At 68.8% G+C, this 15279-nt stretch carries 17 protein-coding genes; 12 read left to right on the top strand and 5 right to left on the bottom strand.

Annotated features, from left to right (window positions below; translation table 11 throughout):
* Positions 1-119: 119 nt before the first annotated feature.
* The gene (locus ACSVDD_RS05440) at positions 120-974 is read left to right on the top strand and encodes a DUF2076 domain-containing protein (RefSeq protein ID WP_448188267.1); all 855 of its coding nucleotides are present in this window, start codon (positions 120-122) and stop codon (positions 972-974) included.
* A gap of 39 nt (positions 975-1013) precedes the next feature.
* Here ACSVDD_RS05440 and ACSVDD_RS05435 read toward each other — a convergent pair whose 3' ends face one another.
* From ACSVDD_RS05435 to ACSVDD_RS05420, 4 genes are all read right to left on the bottom strand, one after another.
* Complete coding sequence (locus ACSVDD_RS05435; RefSeq protein WP_448188266.1) at positions 1014-1433, bottom strand: DNA-binding transcriptional response regulator; 420 nt, start codon at positions 1431-1433, stop codon at positions 1014-1016.
* 311 nt (positions 1434-1744) lie between these two features.
* A complete protein-coding gene (locus ACSVDD_RS05430) occupies positions 1745-2203 on the bottom strand; it encodes a low affinity iron permease family protein (protein WP_448188265.1) in 459 nt (152 codons plus the stop codon).
* A 63-nt stretch (positions 2204-2266) separates the two neighbouring features.
* Entirely contained in the window at positions 2267-3805 is a 1539-nt protein-coding gene (locus tag ACSVDD_RS05425) for a GH3 family acyl-acid amido synthetase (RefSeq protein ID WP_448188264.1), read from the bottom strand.
* Between the two features lie 96 nt (positions 3806-3901).
* On the bottom strand, positions 3902-6136 hold the full coding sequence (locus ACSVDD_RS05420) for a penicillin acylase family protein (protein WP_448188263.1): 2235 nt from the start codon (positions 6134-6136) through the stop codon (positions 3902-3904).
* A 132-nt stretch (positions 6137-6268) separates the two neighbouring features.
* On the opposite strand from ACSVDD_RS05420, the gene ACSVDD_RS05415 reads away from it, so the two are divergent.
* Positions 6269-6760, top strand: coding sequence for a dienelactone hydrolase family protein (locus ACSVDD_RS05415; RefSeq protein ID WP_448188262.1), 492 nt, complete (start codon positions 6269-6271; stop codon positions 6758-6760).
* Between the two features lie 48 nt (positions 6761-6808).
* The gene (locus ACSVDD_RS05410) at positions 6809-7246 is read left to right on the top strand and encodes a dienelactone hydrolase family protein (RefSeq protein ID WP_448188261.1); all 438 of its coding nucleotides are present in this window, start codon (positions 6809-6811) and stop codon (positions 7244-7246) included.
* Between the two features lie 50 nt (positions 7247-7296).
* On the opposite strand, the gene ACSVDD_RS05405 is transcribed toward ACSVDD_RS05410, so the two are convergent.
* Complete coding sequence (locus ACSVDD_RS05405) at positions 7297-8820, bottom strand: MDR family MFS transporter (RefSeq protein ID WP_448188260.1); 1524 nt, start codon at positions 8818-8820, stop codon at positions 7297-7299.
* Between the two features lie 91 nt (positions 8821-8911).
* Between ACSVDD_RS05405 and ACSVDD_RS05400 the strand changes: the two genes are divergently transcribed.
* From ACSVDD_RS05400 to ACSVDD_RS05360, 9 genes are all read left to right on the top strand, one after another.
* Positions 8912-9529, top strand: a complete 618-nt coding sequence (locus ACSVDD_RS05400; protein WP_448188259.1) for an ABC transporter ATP-binding protein — start codon at positions 8912-8914, stop codon at positions 9527-9529.
* A complete protein-coding gene (locus ACSVDD_RS05395) occupies positions 9526-10329 on the top strand; it encodes an ABC transporter permease (RefSeq protein WP_448188258.1) in 804 nt (267 codons plus the stop codon). Before ACSVDD_RS05400 ends, ACSVDD_RS05395 begins: the two co-directional genes overlap by 4 nt.
* A gap of 75 nt (positions 10330-10404) precedes the next feature.
* Positions 10405-10566, top strand: a complete 162-nt coding sequence (locus ACSVDD_RS05390) for a periplasmic nitrate reductase, NapE protein (protein WP_448188257.1) — start codon at positions 10405-10407, stop codon at positions 10564-10566.
* Positions 10567-10573: 7 nt separating this feature from the next.
* Complete coding sequence (gene napF, locus ACSVDD_RS05385; RefSeq protein ID WP_448188256.1) at positions 10574-11089, top strand: ferredoxin-type protein NapF; 516 nt, start codon at positions 10574-10576, stop codon at positions 11087-11089.
* Positions 11079-11333, top strand: coding sequence for a chaperone NapD (locus ACSVDD_RS05380; protein WP_448188255.1), 255 nt, complete (start codon positions 11079-11081; stop codon positions 11331-11333). Before napF ends, ACSVDD_RS05380 begins: the two co-directional genes overlap by 11 nt.
* Before the next feature lie 10 nt (positions 11334-11343).
* Positions 11344-13866 carry a periplasmic nitrate reductase subunit alpha gene (napA, locus tag ACSVDD_RS05375; RefSeq protein WP_448188254.1) on the top strand — a complete coding sequence of 841 codons (2523 nt, stop codon included), beginning with the start codon at positions 11344-11346 and terminating at the stop codon, positions 13864-13866.
* Entirely contained in the window at positions 13863-14333 is a 471-nt protein-coding gene (locus ACSVDD_RS05370) for a nitrate reductase cytochrome c-type subunit (RefSeq protein WP_448188253.1), read from the top strand. Before napA ends, ACSVDD_RS05370 begins: the two co-directional genes overlap by 4 nt.
* 3 nt (positions 14334-14336) lie before the next feature.
* Positions 14337-14963, top strand: coding sequence for a NapC/NirT family cytochrome c (locus ACSVDD_RS05365; RefSeq protein ID WP_448188252.1), 627 nt, complete (start codon positions 14337-14339; stop codon positions 14961-14963).
* The gene (locus ACSVDD_RS05360; RefSeq protein WP_448188251.1) at positions 14963-15196 is read left to right on the top strand and encodes a hypothetical protein; all 234 of its coding nucleotides are present in this window, start codon (positions 14963-14965) and stop codon (positions 15194-15196) included. Before ACSVDD_RS05365 ends, ACSVDD_RS05360 begins: the two co-directional genes overlap by 1 nt.
* Positions 15197-15279: the final 83 nt, after the last annotated feature.

Here is a 15279-nt window from a genome sequence, read left to right as displayed (position 1 = left end):
CGAAGGCCGGCGTTCCGGCGGAGGCACAGGGCTCTTGTATCCAGGGGGGCAGTGACGCCACATGATGGGCGCGCGGACAACCCCCCGCTGAATGAGGCGGGGCCAAGGAGATGGGAACGATGACGCCAGAGGAACGCAACCTGCTCGACGACCTGTTCCAACGCCTGCGGCAGGCCGAGGGCCAGCCGCGAGACCCGGATGCGGAGCGCTTCATCCGCGAGACCATCCAGGCGCAACCGGCCGCCCCCTATTACATGGCGCAGTCGCTGCTGGTGCAGGAGCACGCACTGACCGCCGCCCAGCAACGCATCGCCGACCTGGAGCGCCAGCTCAAGGACGCGCAGCAGCAGCGCCCGCAGACCGGCGGCGTCGGCAGCTTCCTGGGCAACGCGCTCGGCCTCGGCCGCCGCGATGAGCCGCGCCCGGCCCCGCAGCCCGCCCCGCAACCGATGGCGCAGCCTGCCAGCCCGTGGGGGGCGCCGGCTCCGGTCGCCTACCCGCCGCAGCCGCAACAGGCGCCGGGCGGCGGCTTCCGCGGCCCGTGGGGCGGCGGGGCGCCGGGCAACTACGCGGCACCCGGCGGATTCGCTCCGCAGGGGGGCGGCTTCGCCCCGCAGGGCGGTGGCGGCAGCTTCATGGGCGGTGCCTTGCAGACGGCGGCCGGCGTGGCCGGCGGCATGCTGGCGGCCAACGCCATCTCGTCGCTGATGCACAGCGGCGGAAGCCCGTTCGGCGCTGCTGCGGCCAGCCATGGCATGCTGCCGCCGTCGGTCACGGAGACGACGACCATCAACAATTACTACGGGGACTCCCAGGCGCCCGACCACGGCGCGGCGCCGGAAACCCACAACGCCGGCTATCAGGAGGCCAGCTATCAGGAGGCCGCTTACGAGCCGGACAACGCCGACTACGCGATGGACGATGGTGATGTCGGCGGCGGAGGCGGCGGTGACGACGATAGCAGCTGGGCGTAAGCCCTTCGTGAACGAGCCCTGACGAAAGCCCCTCTTCCTTCACGGAAGAGGGGCTTTTTCGTGCGCCTCCGGCGCAGTTTCGGCCGTGGACGGCGTTGTGTCGCCGGGAGGCAGCAGGCGCATGATTTCCTCCGGCCGCGACGGCTTGAACAGCACATGACAGTCCAGGCTCTCCAACACCTCGCGCGCCGCGTGGGAGGTGTCGGCGGTCAGAACGAGGATAGGAAGTGCGGCGAACCGCCGCCGGATGCTGTCGATGATGCAGCGCACCTCACACGGCGCGCTCTGGTCGAACTCGGTGATCATCGCCACCGGTTCATCGTCCAACCGGTTAAGTGCCGCGCAGGCCTCCCAACCCGTCGAGAACGGCATGGGCCGGTGACCCATCGACAGCACCAAAAAGCTCAACGCCGAAAGGCAGAGCGGGTCGGTCTCGACGATCAACACCGGTTTCGTCATGCCGGCGCCCCTTTGTCCGAGCGATCCTTCTCAATATTAGGAATCCATAAATCGCAAATTCCCTCAAGGATAAAAACGAATGCTATACGGAATTTCAGCCCCGTGCGACGAAGGGTGTTGAAGGACTGGAGGTTTTAAAAATCCGACATTTCCTGTGATCTGAAAATCGTTGCTGTCGTCCAAGTCATTGCGAAGCTTGATGGTGGCGAGTGGGCCTCTGATGGTGCCCGCCCTGATCGCGTTGCGGCAAGGCGAAACAGAATTTCCTGTGCGCCTAACATTGTGTCGCAGTGCATCGCCAGCGTCGGTGGTTACCCCGTTTTGCGGCGCACCTCGTCGAGATCGCGCTTGACCTCTTCGATCTGCTGTCGTGAGTGACCGACGTGTTCCTCGACGTCCTCCAGCCGCTCGTCGATGGTTTCCTCCTTCACCTTTTTGAACTCCTCCTTCACCTCCTGAAGCTTGTCTTCGGACGCGTCCTCTAGGTTGATGAGTCCGTTGCGCGCCTCGTTGGTGACGCGAATCAACTCGTCCAGCTTGATCTGGATGGCCTGGGTGTCGCGGTTCTGGGTGTTCTGGATCAGGAAAACCATCAGGAAGGTGACGATGGTCGTCCCGGTGTTGATCACCAACTGCCACGTGTCGGAGTAGTTGAACATCGGCCCGGTGACCGCCCAGACGAGGATGACCAGCACCGCAACCACGAAGGTGGACACCCGACCCGCCTGACGCGAGGTCCACAAGGCGGCCTTGTTGAAGAATTCTTTCACGGACAGGACTCCGGTTGTGCCCCCGCACGAAGGGATAAACCCCGGAGACGCCCAAAGGGTCCGTCAGCGGTTCCGCCGCTCCGCGGCCGCGTTGCGCAACGACCGCAGCATGCCCTGGTCGTTGAGGATGCGTGGTACCTTGTTCTGTCCGCCGAGCTTGCCGCGTGCCCGCATCCACGCCGCGAAGGTGCCCGGCGACGCCGGCTCCACGGCCGGCGCGTCCATGCCAAAACCGCCGGCGCGGTGCGCCTCGTAATCGGCGTTGAGGGCCGACAGCCGCTCGTCCAATGTGCGGGCAAAGGCGGCCAGCGCGTGGGCCTCCGGGATGCCGGCGGCGAACTCCACCACATAGACGTGGCCGCCGCGCGTACCCGGCACGTCCGGGAACACCGGGCCGACGGAATAGTCGGTGACGTCCGCGCAGATGCTTGCGGCGGCATCGGTGACGGCGCGGTCGACTTCCTCGCCGATCAGATGCTCGCCGAAGGCCGACAGCGTGTAAGAGGTGCGCCCGGTCACCAGCACGCGCGGCGGGGCAGTGTCCGCGAAACGCACCGTGTCGCCCAGCACGTAGGCCCACACCCCCGCGCAACTGCTCAGCACCACGGCGTAGTTCACGCCGGTTTCGACCGTCTTCACCCAGAAACGGCGCGGTTCGGCGGCGGACAGCTCCTCCAGCGGCACGAACTCGAAGAACAGGCCGTTGTCGAGGATCAGCCGCAGCCCTTCGCCGGAGCCGCGGTCGGCCACCGCCATGAACCCCTCGCTGGCCGCGTAAAGCTCGCGCAGCTCGGCCCGGCTTCCGGCCAGCCACGCCTGGAAGCGCGCCCGGTACGGCTCGAACGCCACGCCGCCGTGCGCCACGAGGTCGAGGTTCGGGTAGAAGCTCGCTACGGACTGCGGGCGGTCGGGGAACAGTTCGGCCAGCCGGTCGAGGAACAGCAGCAGCCAACTCGTCGTGCCGCCGATGGTGCGGATGTCGGCCTCCAGCGAGCGGCGGCCGAGGATGTCCACCTTGCGCTCCCAATCACTGATCAGCGCCAGTTCGGCCGGCGGGAAGGTGCGGCTGCGCACCCACGGCGGGATGGCGCGCGCCATGATGCCCGACAGGTCACCGGTAACGATGCCCGGCGCCAGCTCCGTGAGGTCGGTGCTGCCGCCCAGCAGGAAGTTGCGCCCGCCCATGACCCGGCTGTCGGGCTTGGCCGTCACGTGGTGCGTCAGCAGGTCGAAGGCGGCGCGGGTGTTGGCGCGCAGCATCGGCTTGGACACGGGAATGTACTTGGTCACCCCCGTCGTGGTGCCGGAGGTGGCGGCGAAAACGGGGATGGTGCCGGGCCAGCTCACGTCGGTGAGGGTCGGGAACGGCGCCTTCCAGTAGGTGGCCCAGAAGTCCTCATAACGGCGCAGCGGCACCCGCTCCTGGAAATCGAGCACGGACAGGATGCGCTCGAAGCCGTGGTCGCGGCCAAACCGTGTTGCCTCCGCATGGCGCACGAGGCGCAGCAGCGTCGCCTCCTGCACGGCATCCGGCCGCTGCCGCGCCAGCGCGCGCAGGCGACGGCGGGCGTACAGGCGGAGAAGCGGCGTGGCGTCGAGCATCTTACCCTCTCCCCTCTGGGGAGAGGGTGGCGCGGAGCGCCGGGTGAGGGGGGGCACGGGGGACGGGGGACGTTCGCATTGCGGGACCCCCTCACCCTAACCCTCTCCCCAGGGGGGAGAGGAAACAAGAACCGTCACATGCACAAACATCGCCCGCGCCGTCTCGGGGCGCAACGGCACCTGCACGTACCGGCCGTCCCGCCACGCATCCATCTGGTCGAGGAAGCCGTCGCTGCCCGGCCAGCCGTCCTGCCCGCCCAGCAGCGCGAACCAGTTGGCGTCCGGGTCGGCGAAGTCGGAAATGTACCGCGCACAGGAGCCGAGCTGCGCGCCATGCACACCGCCTTTCAGCCCGTGCGCGGTCTTCATCACCGTCTCGTTTCCGCCCGCCGCCGGCTCGTCCACGAAGCGCCAGCGCCGCCCCAGCACCGGGACCATCCCCAGCGGGTGCATCAGCCGCAGCCGGTGCACCGTCCCCCAGGTGCCGAAGCGCGCCGCATCGCGCGCCGCCTTGCCCACCGCCTCACGCAGCGCATCGGCAAGGCGGCCGGGCTCGGTGCGGTCGAGGTCATCGCGCAGGATCGCCCATGGTTCCCACCCCGCCGTGTACAGCGCCACCCCGTCCGCCCCACGCAAGGCACAGGCGAGGTGGTGCAGCAGCAGCTCGAACGCCAGGGCGCCCGCTGAGTCCGCGTCGTAGCGGCCGTCCCACGCCTCCAGCCGGGCGAACAGTTGCGGCGCCGTTGCGCCGGCCCGCTCCGCCGCCTCCAAGAGCCGGTCGCGCAGCTCCGGCGCCGAGGGCACCGCCACGTCGCGTTGCAACGCCTTGAGGTGGTCCACCGACACGCGGTCGAGCCCCTCCAGCACCATGCGCAGCCGGCGCACGCGGTCGTCGGGCGAGAAGAAGAACCCCACCGGCACCTGGCCCGCCTCATCCGGCCGGTTGTTGGCCGAGGCGACGAAGCCGCTTTCCGGCGCCAGGGTGCGGGGCAGAGCGGTCGCGGTGGCGAAGCGCTGCCAATGCCGGCGCGCCGTGCGCGGGGCGAACAGGTCGGCGGGCGGGCCGTGCGGGCGCCAGGGCAGCTTGGCGGCCATGCACTGGCCTACACGGCCGTCCACATCGGCGTACACCATGGTCTGCGCCGGCACCGCGAAGCCGTCCAACGCCGCCAAGAACGCGTCCCACCCCCCGGCGCGGTTGACGCCGAGCAATGCCGTCACCTCGTCGGAGGGCAAATGCCCGACCCAATGCAGCGCTAGCGTCCGCGCGGTGGTCAGCAGCGGGCTGTCGCTGACGATGGGGCCGTAGTCGGTCTCACGCACGGTGACCTCGACGGGCTTGGCCCAGCGCACGCGGATGGTCTCGCGGCGCTCGGTGATCTGGCCGGTGGGCAGGCCGGACATGTCGAACAGCTCGCTCGACTGGGCGTGCAGGTTGGTGCCGCCCCAGCCGATGCGCCGGTTGCGCCCCAGCGCCACCGCCGGCACGCCGGGGATCATCAGCCCCACCGCGTCGAAGCCGGGCGACCGCAGGCCGGCGATGATCCAGCTGTTCGGCAGGGTGAGAGACAGGTGCGGGTCGGCGGCAAGCAGCGCTGCGCCACTTGCACTCTTGTCCGCCGCCACCGCCAGCGCGTTGCTGCCCTGCACGCCGAACAGCGGCAGCCCGCCGCCGGAGAATCCCGGCACCGGCAGCGCGGTGTCGCGCATCAGCCTTGCCCACAGGTCCGGCCAATCCTTCCGCTCGCGCAGGCCCAGCAGCAGCACCCACACCCGCCACGTGAAGTCCGTTCCCCCCAGCCGGCCAAGCGCCAGCACGTCGTCCAGGCTCCACGGCTGCGGGCGGAAACCCAGCAGATCGAACTCCTCCGGCCACACGTTGCTGTGGGCGATGACGGCGTTGATGCCGGCGGCGAAACCTTCCAGCCACGCCCGCGTGGCGTCGGGCAGCAGCGCGCGGATGCTCGGCACCGCCTTGGGCAGGTTCAGGATGCGCAGCGTGTGGTCGAGGCCGAGCGCCACCGGCCCCAGCACCTCGGCCAGCCGGCCCCAGGCGGCGCGGCGCATGAACTCGATCTGCGCCAGCCGCAAATGGGCGTGCACGACGCCCAGCGCCACCGCGAGGTCGGTGTCGTGCTGCGCCTCGATGACGGGGACGTGCCGGTCGTTCCAGCGGATCGTCACCGGGGCGCGCAACGGCAACCCTCGGGTCGGCAGCATGCCCAGCCGCTCGGCAAGGCCGAGGCGACGCCGCGGCCGGCGCAGGCTGCCCCAGAGCAGCCGCGCTGCCAGCCGGCCGGCGCCGGGCGGGAGTCGTTCGGAGAGCGCCATGGCCTTCGCGCAGCATCCGCGGTGGTACGACGAATCAGGCTACCTCAACGGCGCGGATGGGGCGGGGTTCCTCCGGCGGAACCAGTTCGGGATTGCGGGGTTCCCCAACTGGTCAGCCACGAGGGTTTCGCGATGCACCCGGTGATTTTCCCCAGCTTCTCGCCCTACGTGCTGACCGATGCGCTGCGGCCCCGTGCGCGCCGCCGGGCCGTCGACGGGCTGGGGTACCTCTTCGAGCCGTTCGGCCCCAGTGCCGTCAACATCCTGCCGGCGGTGGTGCTGCTGCCCGATCTCGACGGCCCGAAGTCCGGCCACGAGTTCACCTATGGCGAACAATTGGCCCGGCGCGGTTATGTGGCGCTGGTGCTGGACTGCTTTGCGCGGCGCGGCTGCCGGGACCGCGGGCCGGCGCAGCGCCTGATGCGCGTTACCGAAGCGGCGATGCTCGCCGACGCCTTCGCCGGCTTGCGTCTGCTGGCCGCGCACCCGCGCGTCGATCCGGCGCGCGTGGCGGTGGTGGGATTCGGCATGGGCGGCATGGTGAGCGTGCTGGCGGCTTACCGGCAACTGCGCGAGCTGTTCGTGCTGGACGGATTGAGCTTCGCCGCGCACGTTTCGTACTAGGGCTGTCCGGCGCCGCGCTTCGACCGCAGCGAGGCCACCGGCGCGCCGGTGCTGCTGCTGGTCGGCGAGGTGGACGAGGCGGTGTCGATCCGCCGAACGCGCGAGATCGCCGGCGACTTGCGGCACGGCGGCTCGCCCGCCACTGTCCGCGTCTACCCGGAAACCGCGCACGCCTGGGACACCGAGGAGGGCGAGGCGCACCTTCCCGATGTGGGGCTGGCGCAGTTCCGCCTGCGGGTGACCGAGGACCACCGGATGATCGACCCTTGGTCGGGCATCGAACTGCGCGGCCCGCTCAGCCGCCGCATGGCGCTGTGGCTGGCGCACGGGCGGGGGGCGTGTCTGGCGCAGAAGAGCGCGCAGGCCAAGGCGTGGTCCGACGACGACCTCGCCCGCTTCCTGGCGGATACGGTGGGCGAACCCGCCGCGTTGATTCGCGCCGGTGCTGTGCCGACGCATTTGGGGTCACGCACGTCGCGCGGGTAGGTGCCAAAATCCGCGAAATCCGTGAAGACTTGGTACTCCCCAACCCGCCGTTACTCCTCCACCGGCTTGGCGGACCGCAGCGGCAGTTCTTCAAGGAACAGCGTCAGCACGAGCGATACCAGACCCAACCCCGCGGCCATCACGAACAGCGTCTCGAAGGCGCCCTCGAAGGCTTGTATCGCCACGGCGCGGGCGGCATCGGGAAGGGCATTGATGACCGAGGTTCCATGTTCCAGCACGTCGCGCGGGTTGAGGTCGGGCAGGCCGGCCGCGGTCAGGCGGTGTGTCACATCCCAGGTCAGCACCGCGCCGAACAGCGCCACCCCGACCGACCCGCCGAGCGAGCGGAAGAAGCCCACCGACGCCGTCGCCGCACCCAGGTCGCGGCGGTCCACGGCGTTCTGCACCGCCACCGTCATCACCGGCATCACCAAGCCCAGCCCGACGCCCAGCGGCACCAGCACCAGCGTCGAATACAGCGGGTCGCCGGCCACCGAACTGACCAGCCCCAGCACCAGATACATGGCGACCGCCAGCCCCAGCCCGATGATGGGGAAGATCTTGTAGCGCCCGCTGCGCGCGATCAGCCGGCCGCCGCCCACCGCGCCGAAGGTCATGCCGAACACCAGCGGCAGCAGCAGCAGGCCCGACGCCGTGGCGCCGGTGCCCAGCACCAGTTGCAGGTGCAGCGGCAGGAAGACGATGCCGGCGAACAGCGTCATGGCCGAGATGGCGACGATGGGGTTCGCCACCGCGAACACCGGAATGCGGAACAGCCGCAGCGGCAGGATCGGCTCCGCCACCCGGCGCTCGTGCACGATGAAGGCGGCTAGCAGCACGACGCCCGCCACGCCCAACCCAAGCACGGAGGGCGACGTCCACGGCTCCGCCCGGCCGCCGCGCGAGACGACGAGCAGCAGGCTGGTGACCGAGCCCATCAGCAACGCCGCCCCGAGATAGTCGATCTTCGGGTGCGCGGTGCCCATCGGCAGCCGGTTCAGCGCGCGGTTGGTCATGAACACCGCCGCCACGCCAATCGGCAGGTTGATGAAAAAGATCCAGTGCCAGGACAGCTTCTCGGTGAACACACCGCCCAGCAGCGGTCCGGCGACGCTGGCCAGCGCGAAGACGCCGCCGATCATGCCCTGGTAGCGCCCGCGCTCGCGCGGCGCCACCACGTCGCCGATGATGGTGAAGGCCAGCGCCATCAGCCCGCCGCCGCCCAACCCCTGGATGCCGCGGAAGACGATCAGCTGCACCATCGACTGCGCCAGCCCGCACAGCAGCGAACCGGCGAGGAACAGCCAGATGGCGATCTGCAGGATGCGCTTGCGCCCATACAGATCGCTGAGCTTGCCGTAGATCGGCGTCGTCGCGGTGGAGGCCAGCATGTAGGCGGTGACCACCCACGGCAGATTCTCCAGGCTGCCCAGGTCGGCGCCCATGGTCGGCAGCGCGGTCGCCACGATGGTCTGGTCCATCGCGGCCATCAGCATAGCGAGCGCAACGCCGCTGAACACCTCGATGATCTCGCGGTGGGTGAAGGCGACGCGGTCGGGAGTCGAGTGGGGCATCGGTGCCGTCGTGGTTGGCCGGGACGGTCGCACCATAGTCGCCTTGGCGCGTCATGCAAACTCCACTCGGTGGTGGTACCATGCGGGAGCCATGCTGACCGTCCGCGATCTCTTCACCCCCGTGCTGAAACCCGCCACCCTGCGCGTCGCCCCCGGCGAGTGCGTCGCCGTGGAGGGGCCGTCCGGCGCCGGCAAGTCAGTGCTGCTGCGCGCCGTCGCCGACCTCGACCCCAACCGGGGCGAGGTGCGGCTGGACGACCGGGCGCGCGAATCCATCCCGGCCCCGGCGTGGCGCCGCCTCGTCACCTATGTGGCCGCCGAGTCCGGCTGGTGGCTGGACCGCGTCGGCGCGCACTTCACCGACCCGCGCGCCGCAGTACCGCTGGTCGAAGCGCTGGGCCTGTCGGCCGAGGCGCTGAACTGGCCGGTGGCGCGGCTGTCGTCGGGCGAGCGGCAGCGTCTGGCGCTGGCCCGCACGCTGGTGCAGCGGCCAGCGGTGCTGCTGCTCGACGAACCGACCGGGGCGCTCGACGAGGCGTCGGTCGGCCGGGTCGAAGCGCTGCTGAAGAGCGAACTGGAGCGTGGCGCGGCGATCCTGCTGGTCACCCACGCCGGAGCGCAGGCGGAGCGTCTGGCGCACAGGAGATTGAGGATGGAAAAGGGAGAGCTTCTTGTCCCTCCCCCAGCGGGGCTGGGGGCGGGGACATGAACCTCATCTCGCTGAGTTACTGGGACCTCGCCATCGCCGCGCTCTTGCTGCTGATCAACGGCGGGCTGTCGGTCGCCATGGCGCTGCGCCTGGAACGGCCGCTGCTGATGGCCGCCGTGCGCATGGTCGTGCAACTCACCCTCGTCGGCCTTGTGCTGCGGCAGCTCTTTGCGCTGCAATCGCCATGGCTGACGCTGAGCGCGGCGCTGGGCATGGTGGGATTCGCCGGTTACGAGATCATGGGCCGGCAGGACCGCACGCTCCACGGCGGCTGGACCTACGGGCTGGGCAGCGCGTCCATGGCGTTCGCCGCGGCGCTCGTCATGGTGGTGGCGTTGACCACCGCCATACGGCCCGATCCCTGGTACGACGCGCGCTACGCCATTCCGCTGCTGGGCATGGTGCTCGGCAACACCATGAGCGGCATCAGCCTCGCCCTCAACACACTGAGCACCGCCGCGGTGCGCGAGCGCGCCGCCATCGAGGCGCGCCTGGCGCTGGGCCACACCCGCTGGGAGGCGCTGCGCACCCAGCAGCGCCTCGCCTTGCGCACCGGGATGATGCCGATCATCAACGGCATGTCGGCGACCGGGCTCGTCTCGCTGCCGGGGCTGATGACCGGTCAGATCCTCGGCGGCGTCGATCCGGGCGAGGCGGTGAAGTATCAGATTCTCATCATGTTTCTGATCGCCGGCTCCACCGGATTGGGTGTTCTGCTCGCCACATTCGGGGCGGTTCATCGGCTGACCGATGTGCGCGATCGTCTGCGCTTGGATCGCTTGAGCGCCCCCAAAGGTTGATCGGAACCAAGCGCCAGGTCACCGGTTGTTCGCCCAACGGCCGTGAGAGCCGTACTTGGACCCGGAGGAGCGCGCATGGCGGATGTGCAGCCGTTCGAGCGCAGGAAATCGCGCGAGTTGTGGGCGTTCCTGTTCCTGACAGTGGTGTTCTGGCCTCTGCTGGCGATCGCGGTCGTCGGTGGCTACGGATTGGCGGTCTGGCTGTTCCAGCTCGTCTCCGGCCCTCCGGCGGGGTGAGGCGGAGATGGCCGATGGCAGCGGGTTCGATCCCGGACGGCGACGGGTCCTCTTCGGGCGCAGGCGAGCCGAGCGCCCGGCGGTGCGCCCGCCCTGGGCGCGGGTGCGCGACTTCACCGAACTGTGCACGCGCTGCGGCGCCTGCGAGGCGGCTTGTCCCGAGACGATCATCGTCAAGGGCGACGGCGGCTTCCCCACCGTGGATTTCCGGCGCGGCGAGTGCACCTTCTGCGGCGGCTGTGCCGAGGTCTGCCCGCAACCGATCTTCGACCGCAACCGCCGCGCCTGGACGACCGGGCCGCAGATCAGCCGCGGCTGCCTGACGCGCAGCGGCGTCATCTGTCAGACCTGCCGGGACATCTGCCCGGAAAACGTCTTCTCCTTCGTGCTGATGCCGCACGCCGCCCCCCGCCCGGTGATCCATGCCGGGTCCTGCACGGGCTGCGGCGCCTGCGTTTCCGCCTGTCCGGCGGACGCCGTCACCATGGAATCCACCAGCCGGGAGCCACGCGATGGGTCGTGAACTGCACATCTCCAGCGTGGTGGTGCACGCCCGGCCCGAGGCGGTGCCGGCGATCCGGCCGGTCATGGCCGCCCTGTCCGGCGTCGACATCCACGCCGAGGCAGGCGGCAAGCTGGTGCTGACGCTGGAGACCGAGAGCGAACAGACCATCGTCGAGCATCTCAACACGATCAGCCTGCTGGACGGCGTGCTCGCCGCCACGCTGGTCTTCCACCATGTCGAAGCGCTGTCAGACGCCGAGTGAGGAGGCTTCCATGACGCTATCCCGTCGCGATTACCTGAAGGCGCAGGCCGCCGCCACCGCAGCAGCCGCCGCCAACATCAGCCTCCCGGCCCTGGCCGCTCTCCCGCAGGTCGGCGGCGACGCCCAGGTGAAATGGTCTAAGGCGCCATGCCGGTTCTGCGGGACGGGGTGCGGCGTCATGGTCGGCGTCAAGGACAACCGCGTCGTCGCCACCCACGGCGACATGCAGCATGAAACCAACCGCGGCCTCAACTGCGTCAAAGGCTACTTCCTGTCGAAGATCATGTACGGCGCCGACCGCCTGACGACGCCGCTGATGCGCATGAAGGACGGCAAGTATGCGAAGGACGGCGACTTCAAGCCGGTGTCCTGGGACCAGGCCTTCGACGAGATGGCCCGCCAGTGGAAAAAGACCATCAAGGAGAAGGGGCCGTCCGCCGTGGGCATGTTCGGCTCCGGCCAGTGGACGATCTTCGAAGGCTACGCCGCATCCAAGCTGATGCGCGCCGGCTTCCGCTCCAACAACCTCGACCCGAACGCGCGGCACTGCATGGCGTCGGCGGCGGTGAGCTTTATCCGCACCTTCGGGTCCGACGAGCCGATGGGCTGCTACGCCGACATGGAGCACGCCGACATCTTCGTGCTGTGGGGCTCCAACATGGCGGAGATGCACCCGGTCCTGTGGACCCGCGTCACTGACCGCCGGCTGACCAACCCCAACTCGAAGATCTTCGTGCTGTCCACCTACGAGCACCGTTCGTCGGACCTCGCCGACGTGTCGCTGGTGTTCAAGCCGGGTACGGACCTGGCGATCCTCAACTACATCGCCAATTACATCGTGCAGAATGGCGCGGTGAAGCGCGAGTTCGTCGACAAGTTCATCAATATCCGCCGCGCCAACACCGACATCGGCTACGGCCTGCGCCCCGACCACACGCTGGAGCAGCGCGCCCAGCACGCGAACGACGCGCAGGTCTCGCACCCTTCCAATTGGGATGAGTATGTCGCGTTTCTGAAGACCTACACGCTGGACTACACGGCCGAACTGACCGGCGTGCCGAAGGAGAGGCTCGAGGCGCTGGCCAAGGCCTATGCAGACCCGAAGCTGAAGGTCATGTCGCTGTGGACCATGGGCTTCAACCAGCACGTCCGCGGCGTGTGGGCGAACCACCTCGTCTACAACATCCATTTCCTGACCGGGAAGATCGCCGAACCGGGCAACAGCCCGTTCTCGCTGACCGGGCAGCCCTCGGCCTGCGGCACCGCGCGCGAGGTCGGCACCTTCGCGCATCGTCTGCCGGCCGACATGCAGGTCACCAACGCCGAGCACCGCAAGGCGGCCGAGCGGATCTGGAAACTCCCCGACGGGCTGCTTCCCGACAAGATCGGCTTCCACGCCGTGCAGCAGGACCGCATGCTCAAGGACGGCAAGCTGAACGCCTACTGGATCCAGGTGAACAACAACCTCCAGACGGCGCCGAACACCGGGCAGGAGACCTATCCCGGCTACCGCAACCCGGCGAACTTCGTCGTGGTGTCGGACGCCTACCCGACCATCACCGCCATGGCCGCCGACGTGATCCTGCCCGCCGCTATGTGGGTGGAAAAGGAAGGCGCCTACGGCAACGCCGAGCGGCGCACGCACTTCTGGCACCAGTTGGTGGACGCGCCGGGTCAGGCGCGCTCCGACCTGTGGCAGCTCATGGAGTTCTCCAAGCGCTTCACCACCGACGAGGTCTGGCCGGCGGAGATCCTCGACAAGAACCCGGAGTACAAGGGCAAGACGCTGTTCGACGTGCTGTACACCAACAAACAGGTGAACAAGTACCCGCTGACCGACATCGAGGAGGGCTACGACAGCGCCGAGTCCAAGGCGTTCGGCTTCTACGTCCAGAAGGGCCTGTTCGAGGAGTACGCGGAGTTCGGCCGCGGGCACGGCCACGATCTGGCGTATTTCGACACCTACCACCAGACGCGCGGCCTGCAATGGCCGGTGGTGGACGGCAAGGAAACGAAGTGGCGCTACCGCGAGGGCCTGGACCCCTTCGTCAAGGCCGGCACCGGGTACCAGTTCTACGGCAACCCGGACGGCAAGGCGAACCTGATCTTCGCCCCCTACGAGCCACCGGCCGAGAGCCCGGACCAGGAGTTCGACCTGTGGCTGGTCACCGGCCGCGTGCTGGAGCACTGGCACTCCGGCTCCATGACCATGCGGGTGCCGGAGCTGTACCGGGCGTTCCCCGGTGCGGTGGTGTTCATGAACCCGGACGACGCCAGGGAGCGCAACCTGCGCCGCGGCTCGGAGGTGCGCATCGTCTCGCGGCGCGGCGAGATCCGCTCGCGGGTCGAGCTGCGCGGGCGCAACCGCATGCCGCGCGGCGTGGTGTTCGTGCCGTTCTTCGACGCCAGCCAACCCATCAACAAGGTGACGCTGGACGCCACCGACCCGATCTCGAAGCAGTCGGACTTCAAGAAGTGCGCGGTCAAGGTCGTCCCGTCGCAGGTGGCGCAGGCCGGGGAGGGCAAGCAATGAAACGTCGTCTGCTGCTGGCGGCGCTGGCCGCGCTGCCGGTCCTGGCCGGTGGCCTGATGGGGGGAGTGATGGCGGCGGACTCGCCGCGCCTGATCGGACCGACGCCGTTTACCGAGGTGCCCTCGGCCCCGACGCTGCCGGCGGAGATCACCGACGACGTGCGCCGCTCGCGCAACTATCCCGAACAGCCGCCGGTCATCCCGCATTCGATCCGCGACTACCAGATCGACCTGAACTTCAACAAGTGCCTGTCCTGCCACAGCCGGAAATACACCGAGCAGTCGCAGGCCCCCATGGTCTCCATCACCCATTACCAGGACCGTGACGGCAACATGCTTGGGGCGCTGGCGCCGCGGCGCTACAACTGCACCGCCTGCCATGTGCCGCAGACCAACGCTCCGCCGCTGGTGGAGAACAGCTTCAAGGACCTGGAATCCATCGTGTCGCCACCCGGCGGGGGGCGGTGAGCCATGACGCTGCGGGATTCGGCACGGGCCGCGTGGCGGACGCTGACGCGCCCGGCGACCTTCTTCAGTCTGGGCTTCCTGACACTGGGCGGCTTCATCGCCGGCGTGGCGTTCTGGGGCGGTTTCAACACCGCGCTGGAGGCCACCAACCGCGAGGCCTTCTGCATCTCCTGCCACGAGATGCAGTCCAACGTGTATGAGGAACTGAAGCAGACCATCCACTTCACCAACCGCTCGGGCGTGCGGGCGACCTGCCCGGACTGCCACGTGCCGCACGCCTGGACCGATAAGATCGCCCGCAAGATGCAGGCGTCGAAGGAGGTCTGGGGCCACCTGTTCGGCTCCATCGACACGCGCGAGAAGTTCACCGGCCTGCGCCGCACGCTGGCCGAGCACGAGTGGCACCGGCTCAAGACCAACAACTCGCTGGAATGCCGCAACTGCCACAGCGCGGAGTCCATGGACATCACCAAACAGGGCGCGCGCGCGGCGCGGGCACACGAACAGTATCTGTTCAGCGGGCAGATGACGTGCATAGACTGTCACAAGGGGATCGCCCACCGCCTGCCGGACATGACCGGCGTTGCCCAGTGGGACCCGCAATCGCAGCAGCCCACGCGAGGCAAGTGATGGCCAACATCGTCGAGATCCGCGCCAAGTCCGTCGTCGCCAACGACGATTCAGACGACACCTATCTGCCGGTAGGCACGCACATCGACCGCCCGGACGGGCACTACGTCCGATTTGGCATGGACGTCGAAGGGCCGTACAGCCGCGACGCAGCCAACCAACGCATCGACAGCCTGCGTCAGGCGCGTGAGGGCGAGCTGGATGTGGAGGACGGGCACAAGCACGTGCCGTAGCGGCGAAGCCCCTCACCGGACGGCCCCTTTACTGGACGGACGGGATGGCGCCCGGCATGATGCGGGCTTGAACGGTGGTGGGT

Source organism: Azospirillum terrae (genome assembly GCF_053470425.1).
Note: the sequence above shows the minus strand (reverse complement) of the source record. Positions and strands in the feature narration are given on the sequence as shown.

Excerpts from the sequence above, each read along its gene's own strand:
- ACSVDD_RS05440 (WP_448188267.1), top strand. The coding sequence starts at position 120 with ATGACGCCAGAGGAACGCAACCTGCTCGACGACCTGTTCCAACGCCTG.
- ACSVDD_RS05435 (WP_448188266.1), bottom strand. The coding sequence starts at position 1,433 with ATGACGAAACCGGTGTTGATCGTCGAGACCGACCCGCTCTGCCTTTCG.
- ACSVDD_RS05425 (WP_448188264.1), bottom strand. The coding sequence starts at position 3,805 with ATGCTCGACGCCACGCCGCTTCTCCGCCTGTACGCCCGCCGTCGCCTG.
- ACSVDD_RS05420 (WP_448188263.1), bottom strand. The coding sequence starts at position 6,136 with ATGGCGCTCTCCGAACGACTCCCGCCCGGCGCCGGCCGGCTGGCAGCG.
- ACSVDD_RS05415 (WP_448188262.1), top strand. The coding sequence starts at position 6,269 with ATGCACCCGGTGATTTTCCCCAGCTTCTCGCCCTACGTGCTGACCGAT.
- ACSVDD_RS05405 (WP_448188260.1), bottom strand. The coding sequence starts at position 8,820 with ATGCCCCACTCGACTCCCGACCGCGTCGCCTTCACCCACCGCGAGATC.
- ACSVDD_RS05400 (WP_448188259.1), top strand. The coding sequence starts at position 8,912 with ATGCTGACCGTCCGCGATCTCTTCACCCCCGTGCTGAAACCCGCCACC.
- ACSVDD_RS05395 (WP_448188258.1), top strand. The coding sequence starts at position 9,526 with ATGAACCTCATCTCGCTGAGTTACTGGGACCTCGCCATCGCCGCGCTC.
- ACSVDD_RS05390 (WP_448188257.1), top strand. The coding sequence starts at position 10,405 with ATGGCGGATGTGCAGCCGTTCGAGCGCAGGAAATCGCGCGAGTTGTGG.
- napF (WP_448188256.1), top strand. The coding sequence starts at position 10,574 with ATGGCCGATGGCAGCGGGTTCGATCCCGGACGGCGACGGGTCCTCTTC.
- ACSVDD_RS05380 (WP_448188255.1), top strand. The coding sequence starts at position 11,079 with ATGGGTCGTGAACTGCACATCTCCAGCGTGGTGGTGCACGCCCGGCCC.
- napA (WP_448188254.1), top strand. The coding sequence starts at position 11,344 with ATGACGCTATCCCGTCGCGATTACCTGAAGGCGCAGGCCGCCGCCACC.
- ACSVDD_RS05370 (WP_448188253.1), top strand. The coding sequence starts at position 13,863 with ATGAAACGTCGTCTGCTGCTGGCGGCGCTGGCCGCGCTGCCGGTCCTG.
- ACSVDD_RS05365 (WP_448188252.1), top strand. The coding sequence starts at position 14,337 with ATGACGCTGCGGGATTCGGCACGGGCCGCGTGGCGGACGCTGACGCGC.
- ACSVDD_RS05360 (WP_448188251.1), top strand. The coding sequence starts at position 14,963 with ATGGCCAACATCGTCGAGATCCGCGCCAAGTCCGTCGTCGCCAACGAC.